The sequence below is a fragment of the Streptosporangium sandarakinum genome, assembly GCF_050942225.1.
Classification (GTDB): Bacteria; Actinomycetota; Actinomycetes; order Streptosporangiales; family Streptosporangiaceae; genus Streptosporangium; species Streptosporangium nondiastaticum.
The window spans coordinates 2,029,280-2,048,301 of the sequence record NZ_CP192034.1; the positions used below are offsets into that span (position 1 = coordinate 2,029,280).

16 protein-coding genes are annotated in these 19,022 nt (G+C 73.4%); 11 read left to right on the forward strand and 5 right to left on the reverse strand.

Annotated elements, in window-relative coordinates; genetic code table 11:
• Positions 1-85: 85 nt before the first annotated feature.
• From infB to ACQP10_RS09585, 11 genes are all read left to right on the forward strand, one after another.
• The gene (gene infB, locus ACQP10_RS09535; protein WP_346020721.1) at positions 86-3,220 is read left to right on the forward strand and encodes a translation initiation factor IF-2; all 3,135 of its coding nucleotides are present in this window, start codon (positions 86-88) and stop codon (positions 3,218-3,220) included.
• A gap of 128 nt (positions 3,221-3,348) precedes the next feature.
• Entirely contained in the window at positions 3,349-3,648 is a 300-nt protein-coding gene (locus ACQP10_RS09540) for a DUF503 domain-containing protein (RefSeq protein WP_179818894.1), read from the forward strand.
• A gap of 64 nt (positions 3,649-3,712) precedes the next feature.
• Entirely contained in the window at positions 3,713-4,201 is a 489-nt protein-coding gene (gene rbfA / locus ACQP10_RS09545; RefSeq protein WP_346020720.1) for a 30S ribosome-binding factor RbfA, read from the forward strand.
• On the forward strand, positions 4,198-5,214 hold the full coding sequence (locus ACQP10_RS09550; RefSeq protein WP_346020719.1) for a DHH family phosphoesterase: 1,017 nt from the start codon (positions 4,198-4,200) through the stop codon (positions 5,212-5,214). Before rbfA ends, ACQP10_RS09550 begins: the two co-directional genes overlap by 4 nt.
• 140 nt (positions 5,215-5,354) lie before the next feature.
• Positions 5,355-6,254: a tRNA pseudouridine(55) synthase TruB gene (gene truB, locus ACQP10_RS09555; protein ID WP_346020718.1), complete on the forward strand. Its 900-nt coding sequence runs from the start codon at positions 5,355-5,357 to the stop codon at positions 6,252-6,254.
• A gap of 209 nt (positions 6,255-6,463) precedes the next feature.
• Positions 6,464-7,441: a bifunctional riboflavin kinase/FAD synthetase gene (locus tag ACQP10_RS09560; protein WP_179818889.1), complete on the forward strand. Its 978-nt coding sequence runs from the start codon at positions 6,464-6,466 to the stop codon at positions 7,439-7,441.
• Positions 7,442-7,706: 265 nt separating this feature from the next.
• Entirely contained in the window at positions 7,707-7,976 is a 270-nt protein-coding gene (gene rpsO, locus ACQP10_RS09565; protein WP_179818888.1) for a 30S ribosomal protein S15, read from the forward strand.
• 321 nt (positions 7,977-8,297) lie between these two features.
• Positions 8,298-10,631: a polyribonucleotide nucleotidyltransferase gene (locus tag ACQP10_RS09570; RefSeq protein ID WP_386150376.1), complete on the forward strand. Its 2,334-nt coding sequence runs from the start codon at positions 8,298-8,300 to the stop codon at positions 10,629-10,631.
• Positions 10,631-11,941 carry a M16 family metallopeptidase gene (locus ACQP10_RS09575; protein ID WP_179822898.1) on the forward strand — a complete coding sequence of 437 codons (1,311 nt, stop codon included), beginning with the start codon at positions 10,631-10,633 and terminating at the stop codon, positions 11,939-11,941. The genes ACQP10_RS09570 and ACQP10_RS09575 overlap by 1 nt, the downstream gene beginning before the upstream one ends.
• 250 nt (positions 11,942-12,191) lie before the next feature.
• Positions 12,192-12,929, forward strand: a complete 738-nt coding sequence (gene dapB / locus ACQP10_RS09580; protein ID WP_179818886.1) for a 4-hydroxy-tetrahydrodipicolinate reductase — start codon at positions 12,192-12,194, stop codon at positions 12,927-12,929.
• 300 nt (positions 12,930-13,229) lie between these two features.
• The gene (locus tag ACQP10_RS09585; protein WP_346020716.1) at positions 13,230-13,745 is read left to right on the forward strand and encodes a GNAT family N-acetyltransferase; all 516 of its coding nucleotides are present in this window, start codon (positions 13,230-13,232) and stop codon (positions 13,743-13,745) included.
• Between the two features lie 178 nt (positions 13,746-13,923).
• On the opposite strand, the gene ACQP10_RS09590 is transcribed toward ACQP10_RS09585, so the two are convergent.
• From ACQP10_RS09590 to ACQP10_RS09610, 5 genes are all read right to left on the reverse strand, one after another.
• Positions 13,924-15,054, reverse strand: coding sequence for an NAD(P)/FAD-dependent oxidoreductase (locus ACQP10_RS09590; protein WP_346020715.1), 1,131 nt, complete (start codon positions 15,052-15,054; stop codon positions 13,924-13,926).
• 120 nt (positions 15,055-15,174) lie between these two features.
• Positions 15,175-16,044, reverse strand: coding sequence for a 1,4-dihydroxy-2-naphthoate polyprenyltransferase (locus tag ACQP10_RS09595; protein WP_346020714.1), 870 nt, complete (start codon positions 16,042-16,044; stop codon positions 15,175-15,177).
• Between the two features lie 85 nt (positions 16,045-16,129).
• Positions 16,130-16,741 (reverse strand): GNAT family N-acetyltransferase, encoded by a 612-nt coding sequence (locus ACQP10_RS09600; protein ID WP_346020713.1) that lies wholly within the window; start codon positions 16,739-16,741, stop codon positions 16,130-16,132.
• Between the two features lie 106 nt (positions 16,742-16,847).
• Positions 16,848-17,495, reverse strand: a complete 648-nt coding sequence (locus ACQP10_RS09605; protein ID WP_433541237.1) for a CGNR zinc finger domain-containing protein — start codon at positions 17,493-17,495, stop codon at positions 16,848-16,850.
• A gap of 119 nt (positions 17,496-17,614) precedes the next feature.
• Positions 17,615-18,997 carry a PLP-dependent aminotransferase family protein gene (locus ACQP10_RS09610; protein ID WP_433541890.1) on the reverse strand — a complete coding sequence of 461 codons (1,383 nt, stop codon included), beginning with the start codon at positions 18,995-18,997 and terminating at the stop codon, positions 17,615-17,617.
• Positions 18,998-19,022 lie beyond the last annotated feature (25 nt).

The window sequence follows — 19,022 nt, forward strand, 5'->3', positions numbered from 1 at the left end:
AGCGCCTGATGAGCATGCGGCGATGAGTACGTCTACGTAACGACGGTCCGGCGGCTGTGCCTCCCGGGCCGAGTAAGGGAGTGCAGTGGCGAAGGTCCGGGTATACGAGCTCGCCAAGGAGTTCGGCGTCGAGAGCAAGGTCGTCATGGCCAAGCTCCAGGAGATGGGCGAGTTCGTGCGTTCGGCGTCCTCGACCATCGAGGCGCCGGTGGTCCGTCGGCTCACCGAAGCTTTGGGCGGCCCCGCCAAGGGGTCGTCCGACAGGGGCGGCAACAGGCCGTCCAGGCCGCCGCAGGCGGCACCCCGGCCGGCCGAAGGCCAGGCCGGAACCGGCGCCCCCGCGGCGCCGCGATCCTCAGTTCCCAGGCCGGGACCTGTTCCCAAGCCGGGCCCGCGGCCCGGCCCCGTGGCCCGTCCCGCGGCCCCCGCGCCGCAGGCTCAGCAGGCCCCGCAGGTCTCCCAGCCCCAGCAGCAGCAGCCGCCCTCGCCGGTCCAGCCGCCGCGCTTCGAGGCGCCCCGGTCCGAGGCGCCCCGGTCCGAGGCGCCCCGGTCCGAGGCCGGGCGCCCGGCTCCCGGCCCCAGGCCGGGTCCGCGTCCGGGTCCGCGTCCCGCCCAGGGTTCGCGTCCCGAGGCGGCGCGTCCGGAGGGCCGCCCCGCGGGCGGTCCCGGCGGCGCCCCCTCGGCTCCGCGTTCCGGCGCCGGCGCCGGCGGTCCCAAGCCCGGCCCGCGTCCGGGCCCGCGCGGCCCGCGTCCCGGCAACAACCCGTTCTCCTCGAACGCCAGCGGCATGGGCCAGGCCCGTCCGCCGCGTCCCGGCGGTCGTGACGGAGGCCCGGGCGACCGTGGCCCGCGTCCCGGCCCGCGCGACGGCGGTCCCCGCGAGCAGGGACAGCGCGAAGGCGCCGGACCTCGTCCGGGTCCCCGCCCCGGCCCGGCCGGCGCGGCCGGACCGCGTCCGGGTCCCGGCGCGGGTGGTCCGCGCCCGGGTGGCGGCGCCGGTGTCGCCGGCCCGCGTCCCGGCGGTCCGCGTCCCAGCCCGATGATGATGCCGCAGGGCCGTCCCGCCGGTCCCGGCGGTGGCGCCGGCCGTCCCGGTGGCGGCGGTGGCCGTCCCGGTGGTGGCGCCGGTCGTCCCGGTGGCGGCGGTGGCCGTCCGGGTGGCGGCGGGTTCGCCGGCCGTCCCGGTGGCGGCGGTGGCCGTCCCGGCGTCGGCACCGGTGGTCCCGGTGGCGGCGGTGGCGGTGGCTTCGCCGGTCGTCCCGGTGGCGGCGGTGGCCGTGGCCGCGGTGGCGGCACGGCGGGCGCCTTCGGCCGTCCGGGCGGACGCCCGACCCGTGGTCGCAAGTCCAAGCGCCAGCGGCGCCAGGAGTTCGACAACATGCAGGCCCCGGCGATCGGCGGCGTGCAGGTTCAGCGCGGCAACGGCCAGACGATCCGGCTGTCGCGCGGCGCCTCCCTGTCGGACTTCGCCGACAAGATCGGCGCGAACCCGGCGTCCCTGGTGCAGATCATGCTGCACCTGGGCGAGATGGTGACCGCCACGCAGTCGGTCAACGAGGAGACGCTGCAGCTCCTGGCCGCCGAGCTGGACTACAACCTGCTCGTGGTCAGCCCGGAGGAGGAGGACCGCGAGCTCCTCGAGTCCTTCGACATCGAGTTCGGCGAGGACGAGGGCGACGAGGGCGACCTGGTCGCGCGTCCGCCGGTGGTGACCGTCATGGGTCACGTCGACCACGGTAAGACCAAGCTGCTCGACGCGATCCGGCACACCAACGAGGTCGCGCGGGAGGCCGGTGGCATCACCCAGCACATCGGCGCCTACCAGATCGCCGCCGAGCACGAGGGCGAAGACCGGAAGATCACCTTCATCGACACCCCGGGTCACGAGGCGTTCACCGCCATGCGTGCCCGCGGTGCCAAGGTCACCGACATCGCCGTCCTGGTGGTCGCGGCCGACGACGGTGTGAAGCCGCAGACCATCGAGGCGCTGAACCACGCCCAGGCGGCCGAGGTTCCGGTCGTGGTCGCGGTCAACAAGGTCGACAAGGAGGGCGCCGACCCCAACAAGGTCCGTGCCCAGCTCACCGAGTACGGCCTGGTGGCCGAGGAGTACGGCGGCAGCACGCTGTTCGTCGACATCTCCGCCAAGAACGGGACCGGCATCGACGACCTGCTCGAGGCCATCCTGCTCACCGCGGACGCCGAGCTGGACCTGCGGGCCAACGACGCGATGGACGCCCAGGGCGTCGCCATCGAGGCGCACCTCGACAGGGGCCGCGGCCCGGTCGCGACCGTGCTGGTGCAGCGCGGCACGCTCCGCGTCGGCGACTCGATCGTCTGTGGCGAGGCCTTCGGCCGCGTCCGGGCGATGCTGGACGACAACGGCGTGTCGATCGACGAGGCCGGCCCGTCGCGTCCGGTCCAGGTCCTCGGTCTGACCGCGGTGCCGGGCGCCGGTGACAACTTCATCGTCGTCACCGACGACCGCATGGCGCGTCAGATCGCCCAGCAGCGGGCGGCGCGCAAGCGCACCGCGGACATGGCCAGGTCCGGCCGTCGCCGCACCCTCGAAGAGCTCTTCAGCGAGATGGAGAAGGGCCAGGTCGACGAGCTCAAGCTCATCATCAAGGGTGACGTCTCCGGTTCGGTCGAGGCCCTCGAGGACGCCCTGCTCAAGATCGACGTCGGTGACGAGGTGCGCCTGCGGGTGCTCCACCGCGCCGTCGGCGCCATCACCGAGTACGACGTCAACCTGGCCGTCGCCGACGACAACGCCGTCATCATCGGCTTCAACGTGCGTCCGGAGGTCCGGGCGCGCGACCTGGCCGAGCGCGAGGGCGTCGACATCCGCTACTACTCGGTCATCTACCAGGCGATCGAGGAGATCGAGGCGGCCCTCAAGGGCATGCTCAAGCCCGAGTTCGAAGAGGTCCAGATGGGCACCGCCGAAGTCCGCGAGGTCTTCAAGGTGCCGAAGATCGGCAACATCGCCGGTGCGCTGGTCCGTTCGGGCACGATCGTCCGCAACAGCAAGGCGAGGCTCATCCGCAACGGGGTCGTCATCTCCGACAACCTCACGGTCTCCTCGCTGCGCCGGTTCAAGGACGACGCGACCGAGGTCCGCGAGGGCTTCGAGTGCGGTATCGGTGTCGGCTACAGCGACATCAAGATCGACGACGTCATCGAGACGTTCGAGATGCGGGAGAAGCCGCGCGTCTGATGTCCCGGTCCGGTGACGGGCCGCCCGCCGGCTGGAAGGCCCTCGCCCACCTCGTGGGCGGGGGCCACCGGCCGGCGGGCGGTGCCGCGCCCGCCGGCGGCACGATGACACTCGTGGCGTGATCCGACATGTATGTAGGTGCCCTCACACTGGACATCCTGCTCGGCGACGTCCGCTCGCTGAAGCAGAAGCGCTCCGTGGTGCGACCCATCATCGCCGAGGTGCAGCGACGGTTCCCGGGTGTGGCCGTCGCCGAGACCGGCCATCTGGACCTGCACCGCCGTACGGAGATCGGAATCGCGGTCGTCTCGGCGACCGCCGCGAACTGCGGCGCGGTCATGGACGACTGCGAGCGCCTGGTCGCGTTCCACCCGGAGATCGAGCTGCTGTCGGCCAGGCAGCGGCTCTACAACGACAACGAGGACTAGCCGCAGACGGCCGGCCGCCCCCCGTTTGCGTCCGGCCGTACTGTGAGAAGGGGGGAGAGCGAACATGGACGCAGGACGCGCACGTAAGATCGCCGACCGGATCCAGCAGATCGTCGCCGAGATGCTGGAGCGCCGGATCAAGGACCCTCGGCTCGGTTTCGTGACGGTGACCGACACGCGGGTCACCAACGACCTGAGTGAGGCGACGGTGTTCTACACCGTGTTCGGCTCCGAGGCCGAGCGGGCCGACTCGGCGGCGGCGCTGGAGAGCGCCAAGGGGCTCATCCGCTCGGAGGTGGGCCGCCAGACCGGCCTGCGGCACACGCCGACGCTGCTGTTCACCCACGACCCCCTCCCCGACAACGCCCGGCACCTCGACGACCTGTTCGCCGAGGCGAGGGCCAGGGACGCCGAGATCGCCAAGCGGGCGGAGACCGCGCGGCACGCCGGTGAGGCCGACCCCTACCGCAGGCCCGAGGACAGGGACGGCTCCGAGGAGGCCGAGGAGGCCGAGGGCGAGCCGTCCGAGCGCGCGGGACGCTCGGCGACGTGACGCCGCAGCCGCGTGACGAGGGCCCGGTTCCCGGCCGTGACTGGGACCGGGCCGTCGAGCTGATCTCCTCCGCCGAGGAGGTCGCGCTGGCCTGCCACATCTCCCCGGACGGCGACGCGCTCGGCTCGACCCTGGCCGTCGGGCTGGCGCTGCGGGCGGTGGGCAAGCGGGTCGTGGCATCCTTCGGGGAACGCGGCTTCACGGTGCCCCGGCTGCTGCGTTTCCTGCCGGGGCAGGAGCTCCTCGTCGATCCCGACGACTACCCCGCCGCGCCCGAGCTGATGATCTCCTTCGACGCGCCCACCGCCGACCGGCTGGGCGAGCTGGCCCGCGTCGCGGGCAAGGCGCGCGAGCTGGTGGTGGTCGACCACCACCCGTCCCACCTCGGCTTCGGCACGCTCAACCTGGTCGACCCCGGCGCCGCGGCCACCGCGGTGCTCGCCGAGGAGCTGATCCGGCGGCTCGGCCTGCCGGTCGACCGCGACATCGCGACCTGCCTGTACGCCGGGCTGGTCACCGACACCGGGTCGTTCCGGCACTCCTCGACCACCTCCGAGGTGCACGCCATGGCCGGGCGGCTCATCGCCACCGGCCTGAACCCCGAGGAGATCGCCCGGGAACTGTGGGACCGCTCCCCGTTCGGCTACCTCCGGGTGCTCGGCCTCGCCCTGGAGCGGGTGGTCCTGGAACCGGAGACGGGCGACGGCCTGGGGCTGGTCTGGACGTACGTCACCCGCGACGACCGGGCGGCCTACGGCCTGCCGTACCACGAGGTGGAGGGCATCATCGACGTGGTCCGCCGCACCGACGACGCGGACGTGGCGGTGATCCTCAAGGAGGACGACGGGGGGGCCTGGCAGGTCTCCACCCGCTCCAAGGGCGGGATCGACCTCTCCCGCGTCTGCGCCACGCTGGGCGGCGGCGGGCACGCCAAGGCGGCGGGTTTCACCTCCCACCAGCCCGTCGAGCAGACGATGGCCGCCTTCCGCGCGCTGCTGCGCCGCGCCGCCTGAGGAACCCCGCGCCCGGAGGGACCGCGCCGAGAATCCGCACCGGAGAACCCGACCCGGACCGCCCGCGCCCGGAAGAATCCGCGCCCGGAAGAACCCCGCCGAAGCTCCCGCAGAGGCTCTCGCAGAAGGACGACCCCGACATGAGTACGGCTCGCGCCAAGCGCACCCCGCCGCCGAGCGGGCTGATCGTGGTGGACAAGCCCGCCGGATGGACCTCCCACGACGTCGTCGGCAAGCTCCGCGGCATCGCCGGCACCCGCCGGGTGGGACACGCCGGCACGCTGGACCCGATGGCCACCGGGGTGCTGGTGGTCGGCGTGGAGAAGGCGACCCGGCTGCTGGGGCACCTCGCGCTCACCGAGAAGGGCTACGACGCCACGATCCGGCTCGGGGTGTCCACCAACACCGACGACGCCGAGGGCGAGGTCACCGCCACCGCGTCCGCCGCGCACGTCTCCGACGAGGGGATCGCCAAGGGCGTCGCCGCGCTGACCGGCCGGATCACACAGGTCCCGCCGCAGGTCAGCGCCATCAAGGTGAACGGCGAGCGGGCCTACAAGCGGGTCCGGGCGGGGGAGGAGGTCGAACTGCGGGGGCGGCCGGTCACCGTGTCGGCCTTCGAGGTCACCGCCGTCCGCCGCGAGGGCGACGTCGTCGACGTCGACGCCTCGGTGACCTGCTCCAGCGGCACCTACATCCGGGCCCTGGCCCGCGACCTGGGCGCCGCGCTGGGCACCGGAGGGCACCTGACGTTCCTGCGCCGCACCCGGGTGGGCCCCTACGACCTGGCGGCGGCCCGGACCATCGAGCAGCTCGCCGTGGACTGCGTGATCACGCCGATGGCCGAGGCGGTGGCCGCGGCCTTCCCTCGGCGGGACGTGACCGCCGAGGAGGCGGCCGTCGTCGGGCACGGCGGGCGGCTGCCCGCCCTGGGGGCCGGTGAGGGACCGATCGGGGTGTTCGGCCCGGACGGCACGCTCCTGGCGCTGGTCGAGGAGCGCGGCCGGTTCACCAGGTCGCTGGCGGTCTTCGTGCCCTGAACGCGGCGCGTCTCCGTGCCCGGGGCACGGTGCGTCTCCGTACCCCGGATATGGTGCGTCTTCGTGCCCCGGGGGCGGTGCCCGGGAGGGCGGCTCCCACGTCCGAGGTAAGGTGGCCTGTCATCTCCGGCGGCCTCCCCGGTTGCGGGAAAGCCCCCGGGACGTGGCAGGCTTTAGGAAGTCGATCCGGTACGAGGGAAGAGGCTGCGGTGCGAGGCTGGCACGGATTGGAAGACGTGCCCGGGGACTGGGGCAGGTCCGTCATCACGATCGGCGTCTTCGACGGGGTTCACCGCGGTCACCAGAAGATGGTGACCCGCGCCGTGGAGATGGCCCGCGAGCTCGGCATGTCCTCGGTCGTGGTCACCTTCGACCCCCATCCGGAGGAGGTGGTGCGGCCGGGCACGCACCCGCTGAGGCTGACGACGCCCCGGCACCGCACCGAGCTGCTGGCCGCGCTCGGCGTGGACGCGGTCTGCGTGCTGCCGTTCACGCTGGAGTTCTCCCGGATGAGCCCGGACGAGTTCGTGCAGACCATCCTGGTCGACCGGCTGCACGCCGGCGGCGTCGTGGTCGGTGAGAACTTCCGGTTCGGCCACAAGGCCGCCGGCGACATCGAGACGCTGCAGACGCTCGGCGAGAAGTACGACTTCGTGGCCGAGGCCGTTCCGCTGGTGAGCAACGGGGGGATCATCTCCTCCACCCTCATCCGGGACCGGCTGGCCGCCGGCGACACCGAGGCCGTCGCGGTGGCGCTCGGCCGCCCCCACCGGGTCGAGGGCGTGGTGGTCCGGGGCTACCAGCGGGGCCGGCAGCTCGGCTTCCCCACCGCCAATGTCGAGTCGCCCGCCTTCACCGCGATCCCCGCCGACGGCGTCTACGCCGGCTGGCTGCAGTGCGTCCCGAACGGCAACCTCCCCGTCGCCTACGACGGCGAGCGCTGGCCCGCCGCGATCTCCGTGGGCACCAACCCGACCTTCGAGGGCGTTCCCCGCACCGTCGAGGCGTACGCGCTCGACCGTGACGACCTGGAGCTGTACGGCGCCCACGTGGCCGTCGACTTCGGGCCGCGGCTCCGCGACAACCTCAGGTTCGACTCGGTCGAGGCGCTCATCGGCCAGATGCGGGCCGACGTCGACGAGGCCCGCCGCCTCACCGCCGTCTGGACCCCTCCCGACTCCTTCTGAGCCGTCCCGGGGACCCGGTTCCCGCCGGCGGGTATGGAACGGGCCGCGAGGGGTATCAGCGGGCATGACGCCGGGCGCCCCGGGGGCGCCCGGCGCCGGATGTGCGAGACCTTGGAGCCGGGTGGTAATCTGGCATGTCAGTTCTGTAACCGGCGATGTCGACGAGGTCGCGACGCCGGTGCTGACACCGCCACGGCGACTGTAGGCACGCATGGTCGTTCGGGCATCTGAGATCCCGCGTGCCCGTAGAGGTTCAAGGAGAGACGTGTCGCTCGACACCGCAGCAAAGAAGCAGATCATCGGTGAGTACGCCAAGGGCGAGACCGACACCGGTTCCCCCGAGGTGCAGATCGCGCTGCTCAGCAAGCGCATCAGCGAGCTCACCGAGCACCTGAAGGTGCACAAGCACGACCACCACAGCCGCCGCGGCCTGCTGCTGCTCGTCGGTCGTCGTCGCCGTCTGCTCAAGTACCTCGCCAGCAAGGACATCGAGCGTTACCGCTCGCTCATCGAGCGGCTCGGCCTGCGGCGATAGAATGATCGGGGAGCGGCGTACGCGCCGCTCCCCGACTTCATCGGGCGGTGTCCGGCGCGTCGCGCCACGGGGACACCGGCCCGGTGCGCAAAACTGAACAGCCGAGACAACTGCCCCGCGTCCGCCAGCAAGCGCGCCCCACGGCGTGGGAGGGCCGGTCCTCGGTAGTGGCCCCCGGTCATCGCGGCGAGAGCCGTACGGAACCGGGCGCTTCGATCGAAGACCGGCGCTGCACCTACGGGGAGGCCGGCACGAAAGCGATCAGGCGCGACACGCGTGCCTGACCGGGCGCGGGTGACCGATCCCACAAGGAGGTCCCCCGTGGAGGGTGTCCACAACAGCGAAGCCGTCATCGACAACGGCTCATTCGGCACGCGTACCGTCCGGTTCGAGACCGGGCGGCTGGCGCGCCAGGCGGCGGGCTCCGCCGTCGTCTACCTCGACGACGAGACGATGGTCCTTTCGGCCACCACCGCCTCCAAGCATCCCAAGGAGAACCTCGACTTCTTCCCACTGACGGTCGACGTCGAGGAGCGGATGTACGCCGCGGGCCGCATCCCCGGCTCCTTCTTCCGCCGTGAGGGCCGTCCCTCCGAGGACGCCATCCTCACCTGCCGCCTGATCGACCGGCCGCTGCGCCCGTCGTTCGTCAAGGGCCTGCGCAACGAGATCCAGGTCGTGGCGACCGTCCTGGCGCTGCACCCCGACCACCTGTACGACGTGGTCGCGATCAACGCCGCGTCCCTGTCCACCCAGCTCGCCGGGCTGCCCTTCTCCGGCCCGATCGGCGGCGTCCGCGTCGCGCTGATCGACGGCCAGTGGGTCGCGTTCCCGACGCACCCGGAGCTGGAGCGCGCCACCTTCGACATGGTGGTCGCCGGCCGCGTCCTGGACGACGGCGACGTTGCGATCATGATGGTCGAGGCCGAGTCCACCCGCGACACGCTCAAGCTCGTCGCCGAGGGCGCCGTCGCGCCGACCGAGGAGACCGTGGCGCAGGGCCTTGAGGCGGCCAAGCCGTTCATCAAGGTGCTGTGCGACGCGCAGGCCAGGATCGCCAAGGTCGCCGCGAAGGAGACCGCCGAGTACCCGCTGTTCCTCGACTACCAGGACGACGTCCTGGAGGCGGTGGGCACCGCGATCCGCAGCGAACTCGCCGCGGCGCTGACCATCGCCGGCAAGCAGGAGCGCGAGGCCGAGCTCGACCGCGTCAAGGCCCTGGCGCTGGAGAAGCTGGGCGCCGACTTCGAGGGCCGCGAGAAGGAGATCTCCGCGGCCTTCCGCACGGTGACCAAGAAGCTCATGCGCGAGCGGGTCATCAGCGAGGGCGTCCGCATCGACGGCCGCGGGGTCAAGGACATCCGCCAGCTCAACGCCGAGGTCCACGTCGTGCCCCGGGTGCACGGCTCGGCCCTGTTCGAGCGCGGCGAGACCCAGATCCTGGGCATCACGACGCTGAACATGCTCCGCATGGAGCAGATGATCGACACGCTCAACCCCGAGCGCACCAAGCGCTACATGCACAACTACAACTTCCCGCCCTACTCCACCGGTGAGACCGGCCGCGTGGGCTCGCCCAAGCGCCGCGAGATCGGCCACGGCGCGCTCGCCGAGCGGGCGCTCATCCCGGTCCTGCCGGCCCGCGAGGAGTTCCCCTACGCGATCCGCCAGGTCTCCGAGGCGCTCGGCTCCAACGGCTCGACCTCCATGGGCTCGGTCTGCGCCTCGACGATGGCGCTGCTCGACGCGGGCGTCCCGCTCAAGGGCATCGTCGCGGGCATCGCGATGGGCCTGATCAACGAGGGCGACCAGTACGTCACGCTGACCGACATCCTCGGGGCCGAGGACGCCATGGGCGACATGGACTTCAAGGTCGCCGGCACCAAGGACGTCATCACCGCGCTGCAGCTCGACACCAAGCTCGACGGCATCCCCGCCTCGGTCCTGGGCGCCGCGCTGAAGCAGGCCAAGGGCGCGCGGCTGGCCATCATCGACGTGATGCAGGAGGCCATCGACTCTCCGGCGGAGATGAACGCCACCGCGCCGCGCATCATCACGATCAAGGTCCCGGTCGACAAGATCGGCGAGGTCATCGGCCCGAAGGGCAAGATGATCAACCAGATCCAGGACGACACCGGCGCCGAGATCACGATCGAGGACGACGGAACGATCTACATCGGCGCCACCGACGGCCCGTCCGCCGAGGCGGCCCGGTCGGCGATCAACGCCATCGCCAACCCGCACATGCCGGAGGTCGGGGAGCGCTACCTGGGCACGGTCGTCAAGATCGCGGCCTTCGGCGCCTTCATCTCCCTCATGCCGGGCAAGGACGGCCTGCTGCACGTCTCCCAGATCCGCAAGCTGCACGGCGGCAAGCGCATCGAGAACGTCGAGGACGTCATGAACGTCGGCGAGAAGGTCCAGGTGGAGATCGCCGAGATCGACTCGCGCGGCAAGCTGTCCCTGGTCCCGGTCGAGGTCGTCGAGCGGGAGGCGGAGGCCAAGGGCGAGGCCGGCACCCCGGAGTCGGGTGACGACGCTCCCGTCGCGTCCGCCGCCCCGGCGGCCGCGTCGGGTGAGGAGCGGCCGCGCCGCACCCGCACCCGTACCCGCAGCGGCGGCGGCAGCCGCGGGGGGGAAGACCGCAACTCGTGATCACGACCACTCTGCACCCCGGCAAGGACGGCGCCGGGGTGGTGCGGCGCACCGTCCTCCCCGGTGGGCTCCGGGTGGTGACCGAGTCCATGCCGACCGTGCGTTCCGTCGCGGTCGGCATGTGGGTCGGCATCGGATCGAGGGACGAGGCCCCCGAGCACATGGGGGCCTCCCACTTCCTTGAGCACCTGCTGTTCAAGGGCACCCCCACGCGGGACGCGCTGGAGATCTCCGCGGCGATCGAGGGCATCGGCGGTGAGATCAACGCCTTCACCGCCAAGGAGTACACCTGCTACTACGCGCGGGTCCTCGACGAGGACCTCCAGGTGGCGATCGACGTCCTCTCCGACGTGGTGACCTCCTCGGCCATCACTCCCGAGGACGTCGAGGCGGAACGCGGCGTGATCCTCGAAGAGATCGCCATGCACGACGACGACCCGTCGGACGTGGTGCACGAGCAGTTCTCCGCGGAGCTGTACGGTGACACGCCCGTCGGCCGGCCGATCCTCGGCACGATCGAGTCGATCAACGCCATCGACCGCGACCGGATCGCCGAGTACTACCGGCGGCACTACCTGCCCACGCACACCGTCGTGGCGGTGGCGGGCAACGTCACCCACGAGCGGGTCGTGGAGCTGGTCGCCGCCGCCTACGAGCGGGCCGGAGCCCTCGGCGGGGACGCCGCGCCGGTTCCCCCGCGCGTCTCGGGGCCCGGCGTCGAGTCGCGCTCCGGCGTCCGGGTGCTGCACCGGCCGACCGAGCAGGCCAACCTGGTCCTCGGCACGACCGGCCTGGTCCGCACCGACGACCGCCGCTTCGCGCTCGGCGTGCTGAACGCGGCGCTCGGCGGCGGCATGTCCTCGCGGCTGTTCCAGGAGATCCGGGAGAAGCGGGGGCTCGCCTACTCGGCGTACTCCTACACCTCCTCCTACGCCGACACCGGCCAGTTCGGCGTCTACGTCGGTTGCCTGCCGTCGAAGATCGACGAGGTGCTGAAGATCTGCCGCGAGGAGCTCCTGCGGGTCACCGCCGAGGGCATCTCCGAGGAGGAGATCGTCCGGGGCAAGGGGCAGATGCGCGGCGGCCTGGTGCTGGGCCTGGAGGACACCGGCTCCCGGATGTCCAGGATCGGCAAGGGCGAGCTGGTCTTCGACGAGCACCTGTCGGTGGACGAGATCCTCGCCCGGATCGACGCGGTCACCCCCGAGGAGATCACCGCCGTCGCCCGTGACGTCCTCAGCCGCCCGATGACCCTCGCGGTCATCGGCCCCTACGAGGGCAAGGACTTCAGCGCGGCCCTGACCGGCTGACCGGCGGCCCTCCCAGGGCCGGCGGTCTCACGGCCGACGGACGGCCCCGGCGCTCCCGAGCGCCGGGGCCGTTCCGCGTCCGGGCCGTTCCCCGTCCGACACGCGCTGCGTCTCGGCAGCGCCGCGACCGGGCCGTTCCGCGTCCGTTCCGCGTCCGGGCCGTTCCCCGTGGCGCCGCCCCGCCGCGGACCCCGCCGCGCGGGGCGGCGCTCGCGAGGGACGGGACGGCCGACGGTATAGCCTGGTGGCCGTGATCAGGGTTGGAGTTCTGGGCGCGCGCGGACGCGTCGGCAGGGAAGTTTGCAAGGCCGTCGAGGCCGCCGGTGACCTGGAGCTGGTCGCTCCCCTCGACAAGGGCGACCCGATCGAGGGGCTCACCGGCTGCGATGTGGTGGTGGACTTCACCCACCCCGACGTCGTCATGGGCAACCTCGAATGGTGCATCGCCCACGGCGTTCACCCGGTGGTCGGCACCACCGGCTTCGACGCCGGCCGCCTGGCCACCGTGCGCGGCTGGCTCGACGCCAACCCCGGCGTCAACGCGCTGATCGCCCCCAACTTCGGCATCGCGGCCGTGCTGATGATGCGCTTCGCCCAGCAGGCCGCCCGCTACTTCGACTCCGTCGAGATCATCGAGCTGCACCACCCGAACAAGGCCGACGCGCCCTCCGGCACCGCCCGCCGTACGGCCGAGCTGGTCGCCGAGGCGCGGCGCAAGGCCGGGACCGGGCCGATGCCCGACGCCACCAGCGCCGAGCTGGACGGCGCGCGCGGCGCCGAGGTTGACGGGGTCCACGTCCACGCCGTACGGCTGGCCGGGTTGATCGCCCACCAGGAGGTGCTGCTGGGCGGGGACGGCGAGACCCTCACCCTCCGCCACGACACCATGAACCGCTCGTCGTTCACTCCCGGCGTCCTGCTGGGCGTGCGCCGGGTGCGGGAGACGCCGGGGCTGACCGTGGGCCTGGAGCACCTGCTCGACCTCTGAGCGGCCGTCCTGGGCCCGTCCAGCGGCATCTGACGGGCCCGGCGAGCCGTCCGATGCCGTCCTTCGTGCCGCCCGGGCGCTGAGGTGTCCTCTCGCGTCATCCGGGGCGTGGAGGTGTCCTCTCGTGTCGTCCGGGGCGTGGAGACGTTCTGTCGCGTCGTCCGGGGCGCGGGCGCCGAACTCCGGACCTCCGCCGGATCCCCCGGTGTCCCGAGATCCCGGGCGCCCGGCTGCCGCGGGCTTTCCCAACGGTCCGGTCACCCGGCGAGGAGGCACGCGTCCCCGGTATCCTCCGGTTCCGTGACAGGAGATCGACGCCCGGATCCGGCCGGGGTGCGCTGGGCCGAGGCGGGGGAACTGGCCGGGCTGGCCGCGGTGGAGACCGCCGCGGACGGGGTGTTCGCCGCGGTGGGCATCACCTTCCCGCCGGGCACCACGATGATCGAGGAGGTCGGCGACCCGTCGCGGGTCCTGGTGGCCGGCACGCCGCCGGTCGGCTTCGCCATGATCGGCCGGGTGGACGGTGACGTCCACCTCGACCAGCTCGCCGTCCACCCCGATCATGGGCGGCGCGGCATCGGGGGACGGCTGCTGGAGGCGGTCTGCGACCACGCGGCCTCGACCGGCGCGGCGGCCGTGACGCTGACGACGTTCCGGGACGTGCCGTGGAACGCGCCCTGGTACGCCCGGCGGGGCTTCGCCGTCCTGGATCCCGCCGAGTGGGGGCCGGAGATGGCCGCGCTGGTGGCGCATGAACGCGAGCTGGGCATCGAGCTCGCGCCCCGCGTGGTGATGCGCCGCCCGCTGTCCGGCTGAGCCCCGCCTCGCCGACCGGGCCGGTTCCCGTGGTCCGTCTCGACGTGCGGTCGCGGCCGCACCCGGGCCGCGGTCGCGCCGCCGTCCCGGGCGCGGCCACACCGCCGTCCCGGGTGTGTCGCGCCGGTCCCGCCCACCGCCGTATCCGGCTCCCGGGCCGTACGGCGGGGCACGGGGATCAGCGAGGGACGCCCACGCCCTGACGGGAGGCCGCGCGGAAGATCTCCCCGGCGTCGTCGAGCGGCGGCCGGATCATCCTCAGGATCAGCTCCTTCCGTTCCTTGGCCGCCGCCCCGGTCAGCCGGACCGTGCGGTCCCAGCCCGCGGTGGTCACCGCCCCGGCGGCCCCCAGGTCCAGGCAGGTGACGTACGGGTCGGGCGCGAAGTCCTCCGGCGGCAGCCCGAGCAGGTCGGCGGCGGCGTTGCGGCCCGCCACCTTCCCCATCGGCACGGCGTGCTGGCAGCACTGCAGGACATGGTGGCCGGGTTCGGCGAGGGCGGCGGCGACGTCCCCGGCGGCGAAGACGTCACCGCTGGCCTCCCCGCGGACCCGCAGATGCCGGTCCACCGCGAGGCGGCCCAGGTGGTCCCGCTCGCCGGGGACCAGCGCGGTGAGCGGGCCGGCCTGCACGCCTCCCGTCCAGACGACCGCGTCGGCCGCGATCCGGGTGCCCTCGGCGAGGGTCACGCCCCCGGCGTCCACGGCGCCGACGGTCGTGCCGAGCAGGGTCCGGATCCCCAGGTCGGCCAGGGCCGCCTCGATCACCGGACGCGGTCCGGGCCCGAGGTCGGGACCGACGACGTCCGCGCGCTCCACCAGCACCACGTTCCCGCGGGCGGCGAGCTCGGTGGCGACCTCCAGGCCGGTAAATCCGGCCCCGACGACCACGGCCGTGAAATCGTCCAGCCCCCGCAGGCGGCTTGCGAGCCGGGCCGTGCCCTCGGCGGTGTCGACGTCGAACAGGTGCTCGGCGCCCGGCAGGCCGGGGCGCACCAGGCGGCTGCCGGAGGCCAGCACCAGGCGGTCGTAGCCGATCTCGTGGCCGTCCGCGGTGACGCGGTGCCCCGAGGTGTCGATATCCGTCACCTTCGCGCGCAGGTGCTCCACGCCCACCGGCGCCAGGATCCGCTTCAGCGGCACGCGGGCGGCGTCCGGGTCGAGCCGGTGCAGCCGGGGACGTAGCACGAGGTCGTCGTCCGGGGCGACGAGCGTGATGCGCGGGCTCTTCCCATCCCCACGCGTGCGGGCCGCCGCGACGGCACTCCAGACCCCCGCGAACCCCCCGCCGACGATCACGATGCGGGACATGTTTCCCCCTCCTTCTTCCGTGCTTTCACGGGAAGGACGAGAGGGCGCGCCCCGATGTGACATCGGGGCGCGGTGCCCGGCGGCCGGGCGCCGGGGCCGCCGGCCGGGCCGTACCGAAGGTCAGAGGGCGAGGCCGACGGTGAACAGCAGGCCGAAGGCGAGCTGGAAGCGGCCCGTCTGCTGGAGCGTGGCGATCAGGGCCGGGCCGGTGATGCCGCGCCCGACGAACAGCACCGGGGCGATCGCCAGCGGCGCGGACAGGATGGCCAGCGCCGCGAACGGCCGCCACACCGCCATGACGAGCGCGACGGCCAGCGGCAGGACCAGGCAGAGGGTGTAGAGGACGCGGGTGCGGCTGTCGCCCAGCACCACGGCCATGGTGCGCTTGCCCGCCGGGCCGTCGGTGGTGATGTCGCGCAGGTTGTTGATCACCAGCATCGCGCAGGCCAGCAGGCCGACCGGCACGGAGGCCGCCAGGGCGGTCCAGGAGAGCCGTTCGAGCTGGACGAACGTCGTGCCCGCCGTCGCCACCAGGCCGAAGAACACGAACACCGACAGCTCGCCGAGCGCGCGGTAGCCGTAGGGCCGGGAGCCGCCGGTGTAGAACCAGGCCGCCGCGATCGCCAGCGCGCCCACCGCCAGCAGCCACCACGCCCGGGTGACCAGGACCAGCGCCAGCCCCGCCACCGCGGCGGCGGCGAAGCAGCCCAGGGCCGCGGCGAGGACCTGGCGGGGGGCCGCCACCCCCGAGCCGACCAGGCGCATCGGCCCGACCCGCTGGTCGTCGGTGCCGCGCACGCCGTCGCTGTAGTCGTTGGAGTAGTTCACCCCGATCTGCAGGGCGAGCGCCACGAACAGGGCGAGCAGGGCGCGCCACCACACCGCCCCGTCGTCCCCGATCGCGACGCCGGTGCCGACGGCGACGGGGACGACGGCGGCGGGAAGGGTACGCGGACGTGCTCCGGCGATCCACTGGCTCGGGGTGGCCATGGGCTGCGGGGTTCCTCTCGGGCGTTGTCACCGGTTCGCGGCCGCCCCGGACGCCTCGCGGTCCCGGGCCGGCGCGCGCCGGCGTTCAGCTGATGTCGGTGGCCAGGCGGACCATCCGCACCGGCCGCCCCATGTTAAGGACCCGCTCGGCGCCGTCCTCACCCCACCCCGCCGATTCCAGGAACCCGAGGGCCCGGTGGTTGTCGGCGAAGGCCCACGTCACGATGGTGTGGTAGCCGTCGTCACGGAGGTAGTCGACCGTCGCGTTGAGCAGGCGGCTGCCGTGCCCCCGCCGGACGTAGTCGGGATCCACCAGGAAGCTGAGCATCTCCGCCGTGGTGTCCGGGTTCAGGTCGGGGTCCTCGGCCGGGGCGTGGGAGGCCAGGCCCACCACGCGCTCGGCGCCCCGCATCGCCGCGGCCGCCTCGATCCCGCCGGGACCGAGCGCGGGGAACGCGTCGGTGTCGAGGACGACCTGCTCGACCGCCACCAGCACCCGGTGGCGGGAGGACGGCGGGCTGACGATCGCCTCGTCCCACTGGCGCCGCCACATCGCCTCGGCCGCCGCATTGGTCATCTGCTCGAGCGGCCCCTCGGGAAGGAAGTCCCGGTAGCCGTATTTCCAGGCGCGAATCTGGGTGCTCGTCACCGCGGCGACATCATCGTGCCGAGCCACCCGCACGCCTACGTCTGCCATCTCGGCCCGCTCCTTTGCTGCCGTGCCGTCGCCTCAGGACGCGCTGCCTCGCGGTTCTCCGGCCACGCGAGCGGGCATCAGGCACGGTGATCCGTGAGACAGGCCCCTACACCGTATCGGGGAATCCGGCTCGTAGATGACGCGATCCGGTCTCCGCCTGGCGTCGTGCCCGATATGCCCGGGTCTTTGTGCGGTTGCCGCACACCCTCATGGAACACCAGGACCGCGAGCGGTTCTTCGAGGAGTCGACGAAGGCCCACTGGCAGGTGCTCTCGGTGCACACCTTCAGTCTGGGCCACATCCCGGCGGCGTGCGCGGCCATCACCGCCGCCGCGATCCGCGCCAGACCCGCGGGCACCCCCTCCGCGACCGGCTCCAGGGCCGGTCCGCCGGCCGTCAGGGTCACCCGCAGCGGGAGTCCGGCGAACACCCGCGACGGGGGGCCGGGCCGCCCGCCGGTGGCCGCGCCGTCGCCCACCGGCCCGTCGGGACCGCCGGAACTGCTGGAGCCGCCGGGGCCGTCGGGGGCATCGGCGGCGCGGGCGTCGTGGTTGCGGCGGAGCGCCTCGCGCAGGGTCTCCCGCAGGGCGACGGCCAGGGCGAGGTCGTCACCGGTGGCCGTGTCGGACGGCGCGGCCAGTCCGCGCCCGGTGAGCCAGGCGGCCAGCGCGGCGGGGGACGGGACCGCGTCGGTGCCGCTCTCGACGTCATAGGTGTTCACGAAGTCGCAGACCAGGGCCGCAGGATCGTTCATCGGGGCGATCACCTCTTCGCAACCACTGTATGGCATTAGAGGGTTGTGTTCCGTGCGACTCCATCGTGGCCGGTTCGGTGGTGTTTCCGCAGGACGGAAAGGTGCCGCCGTACGGTCCGTCAGCGGGTCTCCTCCAGCGCGGCCGCCAGCCGCCGCACCCCCTCGGTCAGCTCCGCCACGTGGGCGGCGGCCGAGTGGGTCACCCGGATGCGGGGCCCGGGAGGCTCGGCCGGGTGGTAGATGCGGCCGGGACTGACCGTGACGCCCGCCCGCCGGGCCGCCTCCACCGCCGCGTCCTCGTCGGTGCCGGACGGCAGCCGTAACCACAGGTGGAGCCCGCCCGCGGGCACGAGGTGGATCCCGGCGGCCGGCAGGCGGGCGGTGAGCTCCGTGACCAGCGCGGTCCTGCGGGCCGCCAGCTCGGCGCCCAGCGCCGCCAGATGGCGGGGCCAGGCGGGGGAGCCGACGAGCTCCAGCGCCGTCTCCTGGAGCAGCCTGGGCACGAAGAACGACTCCACGACCTGGCTCGCCCGCAGCCTCCGCGCGGCGGGCCCGCGGGCGACGACCCCGGCGACCCGCATGCCCGCAGACAGCGGCTTGGTCAACGAGTTGACGTGCACGACGGTGCCGTGGGAGTCCAGCGCGACCAGCGGGGGCGGGGCGGGAGAGGCCGTCAGGTATCTGGCGTAGTCGTCCTCGACGACGAACGCCCCGGCGGCCCGCGCCACCGCGAGCACCTGGCGCCGCCGGTCCAGGGGCAGCGTCGCGCCGGTGGGATTGTGCAGGGTGGGCTGGCAGTAGAAGATCCGGGCGCCCGTCACCGCGAACGCCTCCGCGAGCAGCTCCGGCCGCACCCCGTCGCGGTCCACCGGCACGGCCGTGGCCCGCAGCCCGGCCGCCCGCGCGGCGGCGAGCGCGCCCGGGTAGGTGGGCGTCTCGACGAGGACGGGTGTGCCCGGCGCGGCCAGCGCGCGGAAGGCGTGGGTCAGGGCGGCCTGGCCCCCGGCGGCCACCAGGACGTCGGCCGCCGTGACGCCGCCGCCGACCTCCCGGGCGAACCACCCGCGCAGCTCGGCCAGGCCGTTCAGCGGCGGCGTGTCCCAGACGCCGGGACGGCGCGCCGCGCGCGAGACCGCGGCCGACAGCGCCCGCTCCGGCCGCAGCGCCTCCGGGAGATAGCCGCCGGTGAGCGGGACGACGCCCTCCGGCGCCGGGGTGAGCAGACCGCTCACCCCGGCGTCGTCCACCACCCGGTCGCCGAGGGCCACCGTCTGCCAGGACAGGTCCGCCGCGTCGTCCGGGCGGGGAGCGGCGGGGGCGACGTAGGTGCCGCTGCCGGGCCTGACGACCACCCGGCCCTCGGCGGCGAGCCGTCCCAGGGCCCGCGACACGGTCACCGGGCTCACGCCGTAGGCCCGCACCAGCTCGCGGCTCGACGGCAGCCGGTCGCCGGGGCGCATCCGGGCCGCGGTCTCCCTGATGCTGGCAGCCAATCGGACGATACTGCTATCGTCATTCATGATGGAT